Origin of the sequence: Halomonas sp. M20 (assembly GCF_020622265.1) — a bacterium.
Lineage (GTDB): Bacteria > Pseudomonadota > Gammaproteobacteria > Pseudomonadales > Halomonadaceae > Modicisalibacter.
Genome location: NZ_JACNMQ010000005.1, coordinates 195,357 through 212,714, shown reverse-complemented (window position 1 = coordinate 212,714; position 17,358 = coordinate 195,357). Strand labels below are relative to the sequence as shown.

The 17,358-nt window shown below is 57.7% G+C and carries 10 protein-coding genes; 1 reads left to right on the top strand and 9 read right to left on the bottom strand.

The window, feature by feature from the left end:
* Positions 1-14: 14 nt before the first annotated feature.
* From H7850_RS14110 to H7850_RS14070, 9 genes are all read right to left on the bottom strand, one after another.
* The gene (locus tag H7850_RS14110) at positions 15-629 is read right to left on the bottom strand and encodes a DUF2934 domain-containing protein (RefSeq protein WP_227370226.1); all 615 of its coding nucleotides are present in this window, start codon (positions 627-629) and stop codon (positions 15-17) included.
* Positions 619-5,643, bottom strand: coding sequence for a malto-oligosyltrehalose synthase (gene treY, locus H7850_RS14105; protein WP_227370225.1), 5,025 nt, complete (start codon positions 5,641-5,643; stop codon positions 619-621). The genes H7850_RS14110 and treY overlap by 11 nt, the downstream gene beginning before the upstream one ends.
* A gap of 5 nt (positions 5,644-5,648) precedes the next feature.
* Positions 5,649-7,469, bottom strand: a complete 1,821-nt coding sequence (treZ, locus tag H7850_RS14100) for a malto-oligosyltrehalose trehalohydrolase (RefSeq protein WP_227370224.1) — start codon at positions 7,467-7,469, stop codon at positions 5,649-5,651.
* On the bottom strand, positions 7,466-8,863 hold the full coding sequence (locus H7850_RS14095) for an alpha amylase C-terminal domain-containing protein (RefSeq protein WP_227370223.1): 1,398 nt from the start codon (positions 8,861-8,863) through the stop codon (positions 7,466-7,468). Before H7850_RS14095 ends, treZ begins: the two co-directional genes overlap by 4 nt.
* Positions 8,844-10,460, bottom strand: coding sequence for a glycogen synthase GlgA (gene glgA / locus H7850_RS14090; RefSeq protein WP_227370222.1), 1,617 nt, complete (start codon positions 10,458-10,460; stop codon positions 8,844-8,846). The genes H7850_RS14095 and glgA overlap by 20 nt, the downstream gene beginning before the upstream one ends.
* A 275-nt stretch (positions 10,461-10,735) precedes the next feature.
* Positions 10,736-11,545, bottom strand: coding sequence for a DUF2189 domain-containing protein (locus H7850_RS14085; protein WP_227370221.1), 810 nt, complete (start codon positions 11,543-11,545; stop codon positions 10,736-10,738).
* Positions 11,546-11,834: 289 nt separating this feature from the next.
* Positions 11,835-12,263, bottom strand: coding sequence for a universal stress protein (locus tag H7850_RS14080; protein WP_227370220.1), 429 nt, complete (start codon positions 12,261-12,263; stop codon positions 11,835-11,837).
* A 15-nt stretch (positions 12,264-12,278) separates the two neighbouring features.
* Complete coding sequence (locus tag H7850_RS14075) at positions 12,279-14,864, bottom strand: TRAP transporter permease (protein ID WP_227370219.1); 2,586 nt, start codon at positions 14,862-14,864, stop codon at positions 12,279-12,281.
* A 151-nt stretch (positions 14,865-15,015) separates the two neighbouring features.
* Positions 15,016-15,990, bottom strand: a complete 975-nt coding sequence (locus tag H7850_RS14070; protein ID WP_227370218.1) for a TAXI family TRAP transporter solute-binding subunit — start codon at positions 15,988-15,990, stop codon at positions 15,016-15,018.
* A gap of 449 nt (positions 15,991-16,439) precedes the next feature.
* Here H7850_RS14070 and H7850_RS14065 point away from each other — a divergent pair, with 449 nt between their 5' ends.
* Positions 16,440-17,354, top strand: a complete 915-nt coding sequence (locus tag H7850_RS14065; protein ID WP_227370217.1) for a histone deacetylase — start codon at positions 16,440-16,442, stop codon at positions 17,352-17,354.
* Positions 17,355-17,358 lie beyond the last annotated feature (4 nt).

Here is a 17,358-nt window from a genome sequence, read left to right as displayed (position 1 = left end):
CGATCGATAGAAGCTCAGGGCTTGCGTGCCCGGGTCGCGGTTTTCCTTGTCGCTGTCGTCTTGGCTGTCGTCGTCTTCTTTGCAGCGGGTTTGGCTGCTTTCTTCTCAGACTCCTTGCTTGAAGCCTTCTTGTTCGCGGATTGCTTGCTCGCAGCGCTCTTGCTCGCAGTACACTTACTCGTCTTGGGTACGCGCTTGAACTCGACCTCCGACTCTGCAGCGGAAGCATTCACCTCGACGGTGCTTTCGAGCGGTTCCTCCGTGGGCTCGGCCCGGTCTTGTACCGGAACATCCTGGGTAATGACCGTATCATCCCGATAAGGCACCTCCTCCAGGGTTGGGTCGCCCTCCGGGTCGATCATGGAGTCGGCAGCCGGATCTTCAAGCGGTAGACGATTCTCCTCGATGCCTCGCTCATCGTCTTCAAGCGGCAGCTCGTCGTCCAGAATGGGCTCCTCTTCTTGAACCTCCCCTTCCTCTTCCAGATACGTTTCATGACCGGCGTCCTGTTCCGCCCTCACGATCTTGAGTGCCATATCCCAATGGCGCTGCTGCTGGCCGTCGGGGCGCCCTTCGGATTCCCAGATACGATAGGCCAACTGGCGTACACGCGGTTCGTCATCCGTCATCTTTCACTCCCCCTGCACTAACGCTGACAAAAACACCGGCAGTAAAATGTGCCAGCAATTCACTGATCATTATCGTCTCTTGAGTCAATTCCACGGTATTACCGGTCAGCACGTCGCGCCATTGGCCTTGCAGTGATTCCGGTATCTGCAGCCGCGTATTGCTCCACTCTTCGTGAGGTATCAATGGCAAAGAGGCGGAACCGAGCAGGGTCGCGGGCAGCCGGGGCACGACCACCAGCAGCGCCTGCTCCCCATGCTCGCGGCTGAATGCCACCACATGCTCCTTTCGGCCACCCTCTACCGTAATGGCTGTGTAGTCGCCCTGGGCAAAAAGCGTCGGAGCCCCCTGGCGCAATGCAAGCAATCGAGCAATGACCGCTTGCTTGACCCGCCCATCACGCCAGTGCGTCAATGCCTCCTGAGGCAAATGACTTTCCGCGAGTGCCGTTTGACGTGCCTGATAGTGGACACTGCGGCGATTGTCCGGATCCACCAGGCTATAGTCCCAAAATTCCGTGCCTTGATAGAGATCCGGCACGCCGGGCACGGTCAGGCGCAATACCACCTGTACCAGGCCATTGACCGCGCCGGGCAGATCAAGGGCTCGCGCCGCATCGCTCAACTCATTGCGCAAGGCGGAGTCTTCGATCAGGCCAAACAGGAAATTCCGACAGGCTGCCTCATAGTCGCTGTCAGGCCATAGCCAGTGACTGCGCAGTTTGGCCTCACGCAGCGCTTTCTCTTGCCACTGGGCGATACGCTCAGCAAAGCCGCGCATGGCCTCATCGTCTTCACGATCCTGGTTGGGCGCCCAGGCGCCCAGCAGCATCTGGTAAAGAATCAGCTCATCTCCCGGTGAAGGCGCACTCCCCGCGCTCTGCTCTTCTCGCATGGAGGACGCATTCTCGTGCCAGCGGCGCATCTGCTCTGCAAACACCCCAGGCAGTTCACTGAGTACCGCCAATCGTGCCCGCACGTCCTCTCCGCGTTTGTGATCATGGGTGGCCGTAGTGACAAGGGATAGAGGAAACTGCTCCGCGCGCCAGCGACATGCCTCATGAAAATAAGCCGGAGTATGGCTGAAATGCTGTGGATCGAAGCCCACGTCGTTACGCGAAATCAACACCGTGGAACGATAGCCGGCAGTATCTTCCACCGCCTTGGCAGCCACCGGCGAGGTCAGCTGCTGAAAGCGCTGCATGGCACGCAGCCGTAGTGCACGCGCCTCTTCATCCTGACACTCGTCGGGCGCTTCTTCTCCCAGCCAGCGATCGAGCTGATCGAGCAGATCGCGCTCCGGTGGATTCACGTCACCGCGCGCCTCGACCTTGGCTTGCTCGAAATGCGTCCGGTCGGCCTCGGGGCGCCCTTTCGCATCCGCATAAGTGCGATAGACAGGGAAATGCACCACCAGCGCCTTGAGCACTCGTTCGATGGCGCCGAGAGTGATGTCCCGGGTAGCAGTATCGTGTCGTGCCAGGGCCAGCAGCGCCCGAGCGCAGGCGTGAAATTCACTGGACAAGGCGCTTTCGAGCATTTCCGCCCGGGCCTTGCGCACCTCGACAAGAAAATCGCTGCCACGACCGCTTGTTTCCCGCCATAGCGCGCGCAATGGCGCCGCGCCTGCCGGATCATGCTGCAGTCCGGATACTTCGTTCATGAATTCATAACCGGTGGTGCCGTCCACCCCCCAATCGGTATGCAGGGCTTCCCCCTCAGCCAGAATTTTCTCGACGTAAAGCGCAACATAGCGCGGCACATTATCCGGGCGATGCTGTGCCAGACTCTCCAGGCATTGGCGCAACTTGCGGCAATAACCCCCGGGATCCGCCAGACCATCCACATGATCGACCCGCAGGCCGTCGACCCAGCCTCGTTCCACCAGGCGCAGGATCACACTGTGGGTTGCATCGAAGACCTCCGGCACTTCGACACGGAGCCCGCCCAGCTCGGTAATATCGAAAAAGCGCCGCCAGTTGATCTCATCCGAGGCGGTACGCCAGAAGGCCAGACGATAGTGCTGTTTTTCGAGCAGTTCGTGCAGTGCAGCCGCGCCCTGTCGATCGGTCGTATCGAAGCAAGCCAAGGCCTCCTGTAACGCGGTCTGAACATCCGCTTTTTCATTGGCATGAGCAAGACGCTCCCGCGCCTCGATCAGAACGTGTTGAGAATCAGCACTACTCTGTGCCTCATCGAAGCGCCTCGCCAGAGACTGCAAAGTGTCCTCGTTGGCATGACGCAGGATGGCGCCATAGTGCAATGGATCGATGGGGAAATGATGCTCATGATAGGCGACGTAGAAGCCTGCGGTTGACGCCTCGTAACTCAGTTTCAGTTCCCCGGAATGCAGTACTTCGCCATAGGGGCCGCCGAGAAACGGTAGCAGCACCTTACCGCTGAGTAACGGGTCCGGCGAGTGCCAGTCGATATCGAAGTAGTTGGCGTAGGGGCTGCGTTGACCCTGAGTCAATACATCCTGCCACCACAGATTTTCGGAGCCGCCCACCGCCACATGATTGGGTACGATATCGAGTATCAGCCCCATATCCCGTTCGCGCAGCTTGGTGACCAGACGCTCGAGTGCTTCTTCGCCACCCAGTTCCGGGTCGAGGCGGGTCGGATCGATACCGTCGTAGCCGTGGGTCGATCCGCTACGCGAGGCGAGCAGCGGCGAGGCATAGACATGACTGATGCCTAGATCCGCATAGTAGTCGATCCAGGGCAGCGCGTCGTCCAGGGTGAATTTGGAGTGAAACTGTAGTCGCACGGTGGCGCGAATACTGTTAATCAAAGATGACCTCCTCGTCGCATTTCTTGCTGTGCTATCGGTGCGTTCGTTCGGCAATTGTGTCGGGGATGCTTGTTCCAGCGCCTCTTTCCTGGAAGTCGAGTTTTTATGGGCAGCGTGACGCGCCGTATCGAGTCCACTCAGGCGCTTGCGTATCGAAGCCCCGGCGAGCAGTTCTCCCGCCGGTTCGGCCCAGCGTCGACGCCAGTTGGGATGTTCATCCACGGTGCCCGGTAGATTGGGCTGGCGTTCAAGACCCAGCGCATCTTCCATGGGAAGCACCACCAAGGGCGATGGGGTATGGCCAAGGTAGGCGGCGCTGGCATCCAGTATCCTTGCAAGGGGAATATCGTCGGCGGCCAGCCTGGCGGAGTTGGCGGTGGCGTCGCTTACACCCAGCGCTCGTGCCAGGCTAACTCGCTCCCGGTCCCGCTGACGGTGCTCCAAGGTAGCGTCCTGCTTCTCGCCAAGCAGGCCGAAACGATCTCGCAGATCGATGTCGTAACCCGACCACCACCCCGCCACGGTGGGCAGATCGTGGGTCGAGGACATTGCCGCGGCCTTGTCAGTCCACTCATCTGGAGCGATGAAATCCCCCTGGGTATCCTGCTCGAACCAGAGCACGCGCATGCCCAGGATGCCGCGCGCCGCGAGCTGGTCGCGAAAGCCCGGCGCCACGGTACCCAGGTCCTCCCCGATAACGATGGCGCGATGACGCCAGGATTCCAAGGCGACCAGCCGCAGCATGTCGTTCAATGGAAAGCGGATGTAGCCGCCCTGCTTGGCAGAGGCGCCATGAGGCACCAGCCACAGTCGCAGCAGACCCAGAATATGATCGATACGCAGCCCGCCAGCATGACGAAACGCGGTGCGCAGCATATCGATGAAACTGCGAAAACCGGAGCGCACCAGGCCGTGGGGCGAGAAGGACGCCAGGCCCCAATCCTGACCGTGCACGTTGAACGAGTCCGGCGGCGCACCGATGGAGACGCCTTCGAGCATTTCTTCCTGGCGGCTCCAGGTCTGGCTGCCGGCACCATCCGCCCCGACCGCCAGATCGGCGATTAGCCCAAGGGCCATGCCAGCATCGCGCATATTGTCCTGGGCATACTCCAACCCTTCCGCGACCAGCCATTGCAGGAAGGCATGGAAAGTCACTTCCTGGGCATTGTCCTGGGCGAATCGCGCAACATCATGACTGCGCGGATCGCGTAGCGCTTCGGGCCAGTCACGCCAGTTGCCTTCAGAACGCGCCATTTGCAGGGCTTCGAAACGACAGTGATCCTCGAGGAGTTCACCACCGGCGGCCCGGAAGGCATTGAATTTGCGCTTCAGCACATCGGTTTCATCATCCTGATCGCTGCGCTTCTGGAACAGAACGAAAAGCTCGCGCAACCAAGTCAACTTGGCTTGAGCCGCCCCAGGCCAATCGATGAGCTCTGCCGCCTCGAGACGAGCGAGCTCTTCCTGCAGTCCGCACCGATCGATGGCCTCTTCCACCAGTTCCTTGCTCAGTACGATCCTCGGCGATGCATACAGGACGTTGAACAACAGGCGGCTGGAGGGAGAATAAGGGCTATAGCGCTGAGTATCCGCGCTGAACATGGCATGCATGGGACTGATGACCAAGGCATCCGCCTGGCGTTCGGCGGCGGCGCGTCCGAGCGCTGCCAATGCCAGGGTATCGCCGATGCCGCCAGCACCCGTACGACGCAGGGAATACACCTGCACCGCCAGCCCCCACAGGTGCGGTTCCGATTGAGTCTCGCCGTCGATGTTGCCGCAAGCATCCGCCACGCCAAAGCAGCGCCGGGGTGCCACGGCCAGAGTCAGCGTTGTCTCGCCCAGCTGCAGGCGATGGTAACCCGGACTCTCGATGGCGGGTAAGCGGCCTTCATGATCGGCTTGCCCTTCTCGCTTTTCACCGGTTTCCAGTATCACCGTGAATGTCGTACCCGATGCGAGCGGACAGGGCAGCTCGATGGGAGTATCACAATCCACGCTGATCAGCGGCGGCAGCTCATCCGGGCCGGCAGGATGATATAGCCGCTGCAGGCGTTCGGTGCTGGCACGCAGCGCGACTTCATTGTCGACATCAAAGCCCAGCGCCTTGAGCAGTGTATGGCGCGTCTCGTCGTCAAGATGGCATAGGTTGCCTTCGCTATCTTCCCATTGCTCGATCAACCCGACGGCGTCGGCAAGTTCTCTCAAGGCCGCATCGTTCATACCCATCATCCTTGCGTATCGGTGTGCAACCAGGCAACGGCGCTATATCTTTCGAGCCATCCTTCCTCTGCGCTTGCTGCGGTCCCTTCCTGAGTCTCGTAGAGAAGCCCTGTTATGCCGGAAAGCCCTGTCACAGTGACTCTGTCATCGCGCAAATTCAATGCGATGACGAGTTGACTGCGATCATTCAGGCGCCACCGGGCAAGCCATGCCTTTTCTGCCAGCACCTCGACGGTTTCGGCGACAGCGCCGGGCAAGCGAGGTACGATCTCACGCTGACGCAGCGCCAGCAGTTTTCGATAACGTGTCAACCACATGGCATGAGACGGCGTTTCCCGGTAGTCGAAGTCCGGAATGGAATCGACGAAGGTCTGACGATCGTTGGGGTCCGGGATCGCTTCTCGCGTGGCTGCATCGCTGAAGGCGCTGAAAGCCGCGAATTCGTTACGCCGACCTTTACGTACCGCCTCGGCCAGTTCGCCATGATGAGAAGTGAAGAAGCAAAAAGGCTGCGTCGAGCCCCACTCTTCCCCCATGAACAGCAGCGGGATCATCGGCGACAGCAACAGGGGCACCGTTGCCGCGACCAAAGCCTGCGGCTCGGTCAACAACCCAAGCCGCTCGCCCAGGGCGCGATTGCCGATCTGATCGTGGTTCTGCAGAAAGATCACGAAGGCACTGGGGGGCAGATGCGCGCTGGACTCGCCTCGCGCATGGCCGCCGCGAGTCGTCTCACCTTGATAGATGAAGCCTTCGCCCAGGCAGCGCGCCAGGCGCTCGGTAGCGCCTTCGGTAAAGTCGCTGTAATAGCCTTCATACTCGCCGGTGAGCAGTACATGCATGACATTGTGCCAGTCGTCATTCCACTGGGCATCGAAAAGTGTCGGATCGAGCAGACTGGCCTGATTGCTCTCGTTCTCGAGCATCAGATGTACGTGACGCCCGGGCTCGACCCGCGCACGAATCTCCCGGGCCATCTCCGTAAGAAAATCCTGCTCACCAATGGCATGCACCGCATCGAAGCGAAGTCCATCGAAGCGATACTCCAATAGCCACATCAAGGCATTATCAATGAAGTAGCGGCGCACCTGGGGCTGGCGAAAATCGATGGCGGCACCCCAGGGGGTGGGCAGGTCTTCACGAAAGAAGGTGCCTGCGTAGGCGGCCAGATAGTTGCCATCCGGCCCGAAATGGTTGTAGACGACATCGAGATACACCATCAGTCCATGACCGTGCGCCTCGTCGATCAGCGCTTTCAGATCGTCCGGATCGCCATAGGAGGCTTCCACTGCGTAGGGCAGTACGCCGTCGTAGCCCCAGTTGCGCCCGCCGGGAAACTCCGCTACCGGCATCAGCTCGATGGCGGTGATGCCCAGAGAAGCAAGATACGCCAGACGCTGACGCACTCCCTCAAAACCGCCAAGCGTTCCGACATGAAGCTCGTAGATGACGCTCTCGTGCCAGGGACGACCTTGCCATTGAGGATGTTGCCAGGTGTAACGATCAGGATCGATTACCAGGCTGGGCCCGTCGATATCATCGAGCTGGGCGCGAGAAGCAGGATCGGGGATCGCAAGTCCTTGAGCGTGTTCGTCGCTGAACACTCGGTAGCGATAACGCGCCCCTGCCGCGCATTGAACGATCAGCTGATGATGGCCGTCTTGCATAGGCTGCATTGACTGGCTGTCGCCCCCCTCTATCTCGAGCCACACCTGCTCTGCGGTAGGCGCCCATAGCGTGAAGCGTGTTCTGCCATCGGTCTGTAACTGGGCGCCGAAGCGGGGATCGAATCGGAAGCTGGCAGCAGGTGTTTCGTCCATACTCATGCTGGCCAATCTCCTTGTCTCAAGAACAACGCCCCTAGGGGCGGTAGCGTCAATGATACGGATACCGGGAAACCATGACTCGGCTCCAGCAGGGCCTCGACGCCATTGGCATTGCCCACGTTCGAACCGCCGTAAAATACGCTGTCGCTGTTAAGCACCTCGTGCCAGGCGCCCAGGGTCGGCACACCGATGCGATAATTCTCAAGGACGCTGGGGGTAAAATTGATGACGACCAGCAACGGCGCGGTACCCTCACTGCCATAGCGCAAGAAAGCGATGACACTATTGGTGACGTCATCCCCTATCACCCAGGTGAAGCTACTGGATTCGATGTCGCATTCGTGAAGCGCCGACTCGTTGCCATACAGGCGATTGAGATCCGCCACCAGACGCAGCATGCCCGCATGGAAGGTTTGGTCCAGCAATTCCCAATCGAGGGATTTACCAGACTGCCATGCATGCCCCTGCGCAAACTCGCTGCCCATGCCCAAAAGCTTCTTGCCGGGGTGCGCCCACATGTAACTCATGGCAGCACGCAGATTGGCGAACTTCTGCCAGGGGTCTCCCGGCATGTGCTCGAGCCAGCCCTGCGGCTCACCTTCCGATGACTCGTCCGGCAGCGGCAAAATAAAATGCATGTCAAAGGCTGTGCCCGTGTTTTCATGCAGCAGGTGGTGCTCCCTACCTCGCCACTCCGCAGGCACGCGTAAATAATTCAAGGTATTACGTGACCAGCGCGTGTGGCATATCAGCACTCGAGTCAACAGATGAACCGGCATATCTACCGGCCGATCAATCAACATGAGAACGTCGTGGCGGCGTTTCGCGATGCCCTGTATCAAGAACTCGATGAGACCGTCATCGACCCGTTCTTCACGCTCTTTCAGATGGAGTCCGTCGATATGGTAGTGCTCTACCCACCCGAGCAACTGGCGGAGCAGATCGTCAAAGGCCTGGGTGTCTTCATCGGCTGCACGTTCCGATTGCGGGGCAACCTCCCAGTCCAGTATCACGCCGATATCGCTTTCATGGCAGGCGAGAATGAAAGTGGCAAATGCTTCGTCATCGACTTGCCTTACATTCACTCCGGTCAATGCGATATGGGTGAAGCCAAGATCCGACACATAGGGCAAAAGACGATCGATCAGCGCCATCCAGGACAAAGGTCTGCCTATCCCGTCCAGACGCCAACCCGCTGGACTGAAGCGGTAGACGGAAAGAGGCGCCGAGGTGAAGTTCTGACGGCTCCGCCGTAATAGCCATTGCCCGTCGTACCAACGATCAGCCGGCGCCAGGGGTGGAAGAAGCTCCGGCAGACTCGAGGTGGTTCTTCGATTGGGCGTGGACGATTTCTCGTCCATTTGCAGCATCACGTCAATTGCCAGCTTGCCCATGGGAAAACTCCATTTCGTCGAGGGTCGTGCTGTACAACTGGTTGTAGGGCTCGATGGATTGGCACCAGTGGTAACGCCCCGCCATTGCAGCACGACGCATGGCGTAGAATAGATCCGTCGCACGAAAGACCCTGAACGCGCGGTCGATGGCTTGCATGTAGCTTGCAAATGTCACTTCGTCGAACAAAAAACCGGTCACTCCATCCTCGATGGTATCCACCAGCCCGCCGGTACGATGGGCAATGGGTAGCGAGCCGAAGCGTTGGGCGTACATCTGACTGAGCCCGCAGGGCTCGAAACGCGATGGCATCAACAGGAAGTCGCTACCGGCGTAGATGCAGCGTGCTTCGCCTTCGTCGAAACCGATATTGACACCGATCGCCCCGGGGAATCGGTCTGCCAGAGTGCACAACGCCCGCTCGGTCCCACGCTCGCCACGCCCGATGAACACGATCTGCCCGCCTCGGCGAATGATGGACTCCGCCACACCAATGGTCAGGTCGATACCCTTTTGATGCACCAGACGCGAGACCACGGCAAACAAGGGGCCAGTGCATACTGCCAGACCGAACAGCTGGCGCACATAGTCAGCATTGGCACGCTTGCCGCGCCAATCGTTCTTGGCGAAAGCCCGCGCCAGATGGGCATCGGTACGCGGGTTCCAGCTTTCATCGATACCATTGGGTATACCGATGAGGCGCCCCTGCTCGGCCTTGGTGCTCAGCAACCCTTCGAGCCCGCAGCCAAACTCCGGCGTAGTAATTTCCCTGGCATAGGTGGCGCTCACCGTGGTCACTCGACCGGAGTAGGCAATCCCGGCTTTCATGTAGGACAACTGGCCGTGATACTCCACCCCTTCAATGGTCATCGCTTCTTCCGGCACGCCGAGCACCTTGCAGCGAGAAGCGTCGAACACGCCTTGATAGGCAAGATTGTGGATGGTGAATATGCAGGGCGTGGCTTCCCCCCACCACTTCAGATAGCCTGCGGTCAGCCCACAGGTCCAATCATTGAGATGCAGAAGCTGAGGACACCAGTTGAGTCCTGCGTTGCCCGCGGCGATTTCAGCGGCGGCCAGACTCAGGCGTGCGAAGCGTATATCGTTGTCTTCCCACCCGACTCCAGAATCGTCGCAATAGGGATTGCCCTCTCGCTCGTACAGCTCGGGGCATAGCAACACATAGATAATCAGTCCATCAGGATAGGTAATCTGGCCTATGTCGCAGGCGGGGATGTCGGCTAGTGCCGGGAGGTGCCCCACCACTTCGATCCTGCGCTTCGACTGAATGACTTCGCGGTAAGCCGGCAGCAGAACGCGCACGTCGTGACGCAAGCGAAGCGCGCGAGGCAGCGCCGATGAGACGTCGCCCAGTCCTCCCACCTTGACTAGATCGGCTATTTCAGGCGTGACGTATAAAACGTCATATTCGTTCTTGCCTTCCTTGTCGATACGCCTGGAAGGGGTTCTTGCTCTGGCCGCCTTTTCGATAACGGCAGGTAGTGTGATTTTCTGCTGGTCCTTCGCAAGTGGATCATCCATATCCACGTCGGCAGGAACCATCTCTTGCGAAATGCTACGCAACGCCGTGTTGCCCATAGAGCAACCTCCTTGTACGACTACGACTCACAAGCTCTTAATAATCCAATTTGTGCAAAAAAACATTAACTTAAGTAATTACCGTCTTTTTATTACGAACTAACCATACTTAAGAATTAGATTAACAACATTCGAATGTTAAGTTTCTGATGTATCTTCATGATTGAAGGCGTGGCGGCACTACTCTTCGGCCGTGACCGCTTGGTCCAAGACACAGTTGCAAACGGTCACCAGAAAATAAGTCTGGCGACCGTTTGCTGAAAACTCGTTATTACTCAAAGTCTCTTATCGGCGTTCTCTACTCCTACCAGATCTTCGTAAGCATGCCAGCTGGCGTAACCCAATACTGGCAGAATCACGGCGAGCCCTAAGTAAAAAGTGACGAATCCCAGGATCGTGCAGCCCGTCAGGATGACGGCCCATAGCAGCATGACTCGGAAGTTGTTCGTAACACTTTTCACGCTGGCTTCGATGCCTTCCATAAAGGTCAGATCGCGATCCATGAGCGTGGGAATGGCGACCACACTGATCGCGAAGGCGCCAAAGGCAAGGCTGCCACCCAGCACCGTGCCCGTCAGCATCATCCCATAGCCTTCAGCAGTGGTGAAAAAGGCGATGAGCAGCGCCTCGGGATTAGGTGCCGATAAACCAAAGAACAATGCAAACAGCATCATCGATAGGTTGAACCAGGCGATGAAGAACAACAGCAGCATTAACCCAATCATGGCCAGTTGACTAGTATGAGAGGTCCAGGCCTTCAAGGCGTCGCCCAACGTGGCTTGTTTCCCTTGTCCAAGACGACGACTGATACCGTAGCAGCCCACTGCCACTAGCGGACCAACAAACATGAAGCCGCCCAGCAAGACGGGTAGCCAGTGCCATAGCCCTAGCAGATAGGCTTCCAAGGTAATTATCAGACTCACCACAGCCCAAAATAACCCATAGAGCAAGCTGGTGACAGGTGCATGACGAAAGTCGTCTATTCCAGCCATCAACCATCGTCGCGGATGATCGAGAGAAACGCGATGAATGGTCAACTGGGACCCTCGAGGCGTCGAAATATTCTTGTTGGTATCCACCATCATAGCGCTACCCCTTGATACTGACTGCTCATTGCCGGTCACATCCGCCTAGCCGGAATCTCTAACTTGCGGATGGCTTGTTAGGAATGATGGGAGCGGCACATCAGGGGTGTTGCAGAGGGTTGGAGCAATAGTACGCCGGTCGCCAGCATGCCTGTTTTTACTATAGTCGACCTTGCTGATCACTGCATGAATGCCTACAAGGCTTCGCTGCTTGAACGAATGGCTCCGTTGCAAGGCACAAAAAAACGCCCGGTAGTCAAGCTACCGGGCGTTATCGCCCTGATGACAATCAGCGAACGATCAATACCGACACGCCGGCGTGTCGCATGACGTGCTCGGCATTGGGTCCCAGCAGATAATCCGCAAATCGACGTTTGTTATGGGACGCCATGACAACCAAATCGGCGCCTACTGCCTTGACCGACTTGATGATGCCTTCGTAAGGAGAACCATCAACGACCATGCAATGCGTCTTGATCTCGCTAGGAACATGCTTTTCCACGAATGTTTGCTGGGTCTCGGCAAGTAACTTGTGCGCCTTTTTATGGAAGTCCGCAGGGAAGTAACTCCCCACTAAAGGCATGCGATAATCCGGCAAGACGGTAACGACGAAGAGTTCGGCACCGAAAACCCTGCATAGCGCCAACGCTTCCGGCAAGGCTCTTTCCCAGGACTCGGCGGCGTCGAGATCAATGGGCAATACGATCTTCTTGTGCATGGTCGTCTCCTCCTCTCAGGCGGTGGCCTTCTGTGTGCGACGCCGACGTCGCTGCAGCAGTACAACCAGCGCAAATACCGCAAGTCCCGGAATCCACATCCACTCCTTGTCCCAGCGCTCTACCGGCGCCCTGACGGATACAATTTCCTGGTCGAATTCAAAGCCCAGCTCCTCCGCTTGGCTGCCGAAGGTGGTCATGTCTACCAGCGTACGATCATCCTCCTGCATCAGCTGAAGCCCGAGGTTTTCCATACGTGTGGCACCTGTATCCCCTTCTGGCACCGGCACCAGCACCACGAAGCTGGTGGGATTGCCATAGGCATCGAGACCATCGATACGTACCCGCAGGTTGCTGTTCTTGTCCACATCGCCCAGGGCCTGCTCGAACTGGCTCGGCGGTACATCGCGATAGGGGTCGTGGATCATGTCCATCCAGAAACCGGGGCGGAATAGCGTGAAAGCGACCAGCAGCAGCAGCAAGCTCTCGTACCAGCGGTTGCGAGTCAGCATGTAGCCTTGGGTCGCCGCGGCAAAGATCAGCATCGCAAAGGTTGCGACAATGAATATCACCACACCCTGCAAAGGGCTCACGTCGATCAGCAGCAGCTCGGTGTTGAAGATGAACAGGAACGGGAGTGCTGCAGTGCGAAGGCTATAATAAAACGCCTGGAAGCCGGTTCGGATCGGGTCTCCTCCCGAGACCGCCGCGGCAGCAAAGGAGGCAAGCCCTACTGGCGGGGTGACATCAGCCATGATGCCGAAATAGAACACGAACAGATGCACGGCGATCAGCGGCACGATCAGACCATTCTGCTGACCGAGCGAGACCACGACCGGCGCAAGCAGCGCCGACACCACGATGTAGTTGGCGGTGGTCGGCAATCCCATGCCGAGAATCAGGCTGAGCACGGCGGTGAGCAACAGGATCAGCAGCAGATTGCCCATGGACAGGGTTTCGACCAGATCCGCCAATACCAGTCCTACCCCGGTCTGGGACACCGCGCCAACGATGATACCCGCCGCCGCAGTGGCAATACCTATCCCGATCATGTTGCGCGCGCCGGCAATCAACCCGTCCCACAGATCGACAAAGCCGCGCTTGACGTCCGCCGCCATATCGCTTTGGCCGCGAAAGAGCGCATTAATCGGGCGCTGGGTGATCATGATGAAAATCATTAGCACCGTAGCCCAGAAAGCAGAAAGCCCCGGCGATAGCCGCTCCACCATCAGACACCAAACCAGCACGATGACCGGCAGTATGTAGTGCAACCCGACCATGACTGTGGGTTTGGTCTGCGGCAGCTCGGTAATATCATCGTTGGGATCGTCTACGTGAAGCTCTGGATATTGCGCGCCCAGCTTCAGCAGTAGCACATAAACAACGGCCAGAACGACGGCCGCGACCCAGGGGGTGGCATCCCCCAGCACGGGTTTCAACCAGCCCAGGCCGTAGTAAACCGCAAAGGACAAGGCCATCAACAGCAATAGGCCTGTTAGAAAACCAATGATCTTGCGCAACCAGGGTTTAGCTGGGTTGCTGCTTTCAAGCCCCTGCATACCCGCCTTGAGCGCTTCGAGATGGACGATATAGATCAAGGCGATATAGGAAATCAGGGCAGGCAGGAAGGCGTGCTTGATGACCTCGACATAGGAAATGCCGACGTACTCCACCATCAGAAAGGCGGCAGCCCCCATGACCGGCGGCATGATCTGGCCGTTGACGGAAGACGCCACTTCCACTGCGCCGGCCTTTTCGGCGGAAAATCCGACACGCTTCATCATGGGAATGGTGAAAGTTCCGGTGGTCACCGTATTGGCAATCGAGGAACCTGAGATCAGCCCTGTCATGCCCGAGGCTACCACCGCGGCCTTGGCGGGCCCACCGCGGTAGTGCCCAAGCAGGGAAAATGCCACCTTGATGAAATAATTGCCCGCGCCGGCCTTTTCGAGCAAGGCGCCAAACAGCACGAACAGGAAGACGAAGCTGGTCGATACTCCCAAGGCGATACCGAAGACCCCTTGGGTCGTCAGCCACTGGTGATTGACCAGGCCATACAGACTCACCCCTTGATGGGCCAGCATGGCCGGCATGTAGGGGCCGGCAAGAGAATAGATCAGAAATACCAGTGCCACGATCATCAAGGGAGGGCCGAGCGCTCGCCGGGTGCCTTCGAGCAGCAGCACCAACCCCATCAGCCCCACGATGACATCCTGCAATATTGGCGCCCCGGGGCGCTGCGACAGCTGATCGTAGAAGATATAGATATAGGCTGCGGCAAACGCCGCCGCAATGCCCAAAACCCAGTCTAGAAGGGGCACTCGGTCCCGAGGCGAGCGCTTGAGCGCCGGGTAGGCCATATAGGCCAGAAACAGCGCGAAGGTCAAATGGATAGAACGCGTTTCGGTAGCGCTGAAGACGCCAAACCCCACCATGTAAGGGACCGGCGACGCTATCCACAACTGGAATAGTGACCAGGCTGTCGCAAGACCCAGGAAGAGCTTATTGGGCATGCCGCTGAGTGAGCGGGATCCTGTATCGGTGGAAAGCAGGTCATCCAGATCCTTCGACGAAGACGATGTCTGCTGTTTATCTTCAGCCATATTGTTTCCCTACTTATCGATGGCGGCACAAGAACATTGTAAGAGCTCTCCTGCAACATCCCCTAGACCAAAAGATGCGCGAGGCCGATTGGCACCCGCGCATCCCTGATATGTCAACGACCGATTGCCATGGTCGATGTCATCATCACTATCACTCGATCCAGCCACGCTCCTTGTAATAACGCTCGGCGCCTTCATGAAGCGGTGCTGTCAACCCTTCGCTGACCATCTGCTCAGGTTCAAGGGTAGAGAAAGCGGGATGCAGACGCTTGAAGCGATCGAAATTGTCGAAAACGGCCTTGACGGTGGTATAGACCACATCCGCATTCGTGTTGGCATCCGTCAGAAGAGTCGCCGCCACACCGAAGGTTTCGGTATCCTCATCGTTACCCTTGTACAAGCCGCCAGAAATGGTCGACTTGGTGTAGTACGGATACTCCTCGACAAGTTTGTCGACTTCCTCTCCGGTGATCGGCACGAGATTGGACTCCACCGTGGTGGTGGCTTCCTGAATAGAACCATTGGGATGACCTACCACATAGGCCATGGCGTCGATATTGTTGTCCGCCAGTGCGGAGGCCATTTCAGCAGCAGTCAGCTCAGAGGCCAATGAGTAATCGTCCATGGACCAGCCCTTGGCATCCATCAGCACTTCCATTGTAGCGCGCTGTCCGGAGCCTGGGTTGCCAACGTTGACTCGCTTGCCCTTGAGATCGTCAAACGACTCGATACCCGCATCCGCCCGGGCCAGAATCGTCAGCGGCTCACCGTGCATGGCAAAGACCGAACGCAACTCTTCGAAGGGCTGATCGAAGTTGTCTTCACCGTTGTAGGCGCGATAGGCCACATCCGACTGCACGACTCCCATGTCCAACTCACCGGACTTCAGGCCGTTGACGTTGGCAACCGACCCGCCGGTGGATGGAGCATTACATTTGATGTTGGCTTCCTTGACGCGATTTACCATACGGCAGACCGATTGGCCCACCACATAGTAGACCCCGGTTTGTCCACCGGTGCCGATGGTAATAAACTTCTGCTCTTGGGCCATCGCTGGCGCAGAGAACATGGCTGCACTGAGTAGCGCACCTGAAGTCAATGCTGCAGAGAAGAAATGACGTTTCATGCAAGATACCTCATAAATTTGCATTATTGTAAAACATTGTGGTGAAGCGTTGTCCGCAATGGCCGATACGTATCCGCCTTCGTCAATAGTGCCATATCTTATTGCCTTGAAAACAATTGCCAAGAAGCGTGTATGCCTGCACGACGAACATGTTTTCACTATTGATGCCGACCATAACCGGACTTGCGTACCCTGATTCTCATGCGAGTCGATCATTCATTCAGCATCGAGTATCGCTTTGTAAACATACCGGCTCTACCGACGCGGTGCAAAAGACATTGCTAAACTTGTGTTATGCACGTCAACCCTCTTAGGAGCAAAATCCTTCAAAAGGTTAGCTCAGGATTAGCGTTTAAGGTACGTTAAACTTGCATTGGGCCATTGTTTCAGCCCTAATTAACACTTTCGAATTAGGTGATTAGAACGGCAAAGTCGATCGATCGAAACCCATGTCGCTACCCTTGATCCATCATCCCGGCTATACCATCGACCTACCGGCCAGCCACCCTTTCCCCATGGCCAAGTTTCGCGAGCTGAAAAAACAGCTGGACAAGGAAATCGCCGGACAAGAAGCACGCTGGCTGATTCCCGATACGGTCTCAGAAAGCGATCTGCGTCGCGTACATACCCGTGATTATCTGCAGACTTTTCTAAACGGCAAGCTCGACCACGCCGACCAGCGACGCAGCGGCTTTCGCTGGTCAGAGGAACTGGTGGAACGCACGCGACTGGAAGTTGGTGGCACCTTGCTTACAATCGAAGCCGCGCTGGAATATGGCCTAGCCTGCAATACCGCCGGCGGAACACATCACGCCCATGCGGATGCCGCCAGTGGCTATTGCCTACTCAACGATCTCGCCGTGGCAGCGGCTTACGCGCTGGCCAAGCGCTGGGCAAGGCGCATTCTCATCGTCGACCTGGACGTGCATCAAGGCGATGGCACTGCACTGATCTTTCGCGACGATAAACGGGTCTTCACCTTTTCCATGCACGGTGCCGATAACTTTCCTGCCCGCAAGCAGCAAAGCGATCTCGATATTCCCTTGCCTCGGGGCACCGGTGACGATGACTATCTCGCCACTCTTGCCGCCCATCTCCCCAAGCTGCTAGAGCGTGTAATGCCGGATCTTGTGATCTTCGATGCCGGCGTCGATGTGCACGCGGATGACCGGCTCGGCCATCTGTCACTAAGTGATGGAGGGTTGGCGCGTCGGGACGCCTATGTGATTCGTCTGTGTCGCAAGGCGGACATTCCGATTGCCGCCGTCATTGGCGGCGGCTACGATCGCGATCTTGTCGCCCTGGCAAATCGCCATGCGCAGCTGCATCGTGCCGCCCATCAGTATTGGCTCGCACAGCGCTAACTAG

Bases quoted from the DNA above. Each gene is read 5' to 3' on its own strand.
- H7850_RS14070 (WP_227370218.1), bottom strand. From the start codon at position 15,990: ATGAAACGTCATTTCTTCTCTGCAGCATTGACTTCAGGTGCGCTACTC.
- glgA (WP_227370222.1), bottom strand. From the start codon at position 10,460: ATGGGCAACACGGCGTTGCGTAGCATTTCGCAAGAGATGGTTCCTGCC.
- treY (WP_227370225.1), bottom strand. From the start codon at position 5,643: ATGAACGATGCGGCCTTGAGAGAACTTGCCGACGCCGTCGGGTTGATC.
- H7850_RS14095 (WP_227370223.1), bottom strand. From the start codon at position 8,863: ATGGGCAAGCTGGCAATTGACGTGATGCTGCAAATGGACGAGAAATCG.
- H7850_RS14110 (WP_227370226.1), bottom strand. From the start codon at position 629: ATGACGGATGACGAACCGCGTGTACGCCAGTTGGCCTATCGTATCTGG.
- H7850_RS14080 (WP_227370220.1), bottom strand. From the start codon at position 12,263: ATGCACAAGAAGATCGTATTGCCCATTGATCTCGACGCCGCCGAGTCC.
- treZ (WP_227370224.1), bottom strand. From the start codon at position 7,469: ATGAGTATGGACGAAACACCTGCTGCCAGCTTCCGATTCGATCCCCGC.
- H7850_RS14065 (WP_227370217.1), top strand. From the start codon at position 16,440: ATGTCGCTACCCTTGATCCATCATCCCGGCTATACCATCGACCTACCG.
- H7850_RS14085 (WP_227370221.1), bottom strand. From the start codon at position 11,545: ATGATGGTGGATACCAACAAGAATATTTCGACGCCTCGAGGGTCCCAG.
- H7850_RS14075 (WP_227370219.1), bottom strand. From the start codon at position 14,864: ATGGCTGAAGATAAACAGCAGACATCGTCTTCGTCGAAGGATCTGGAT.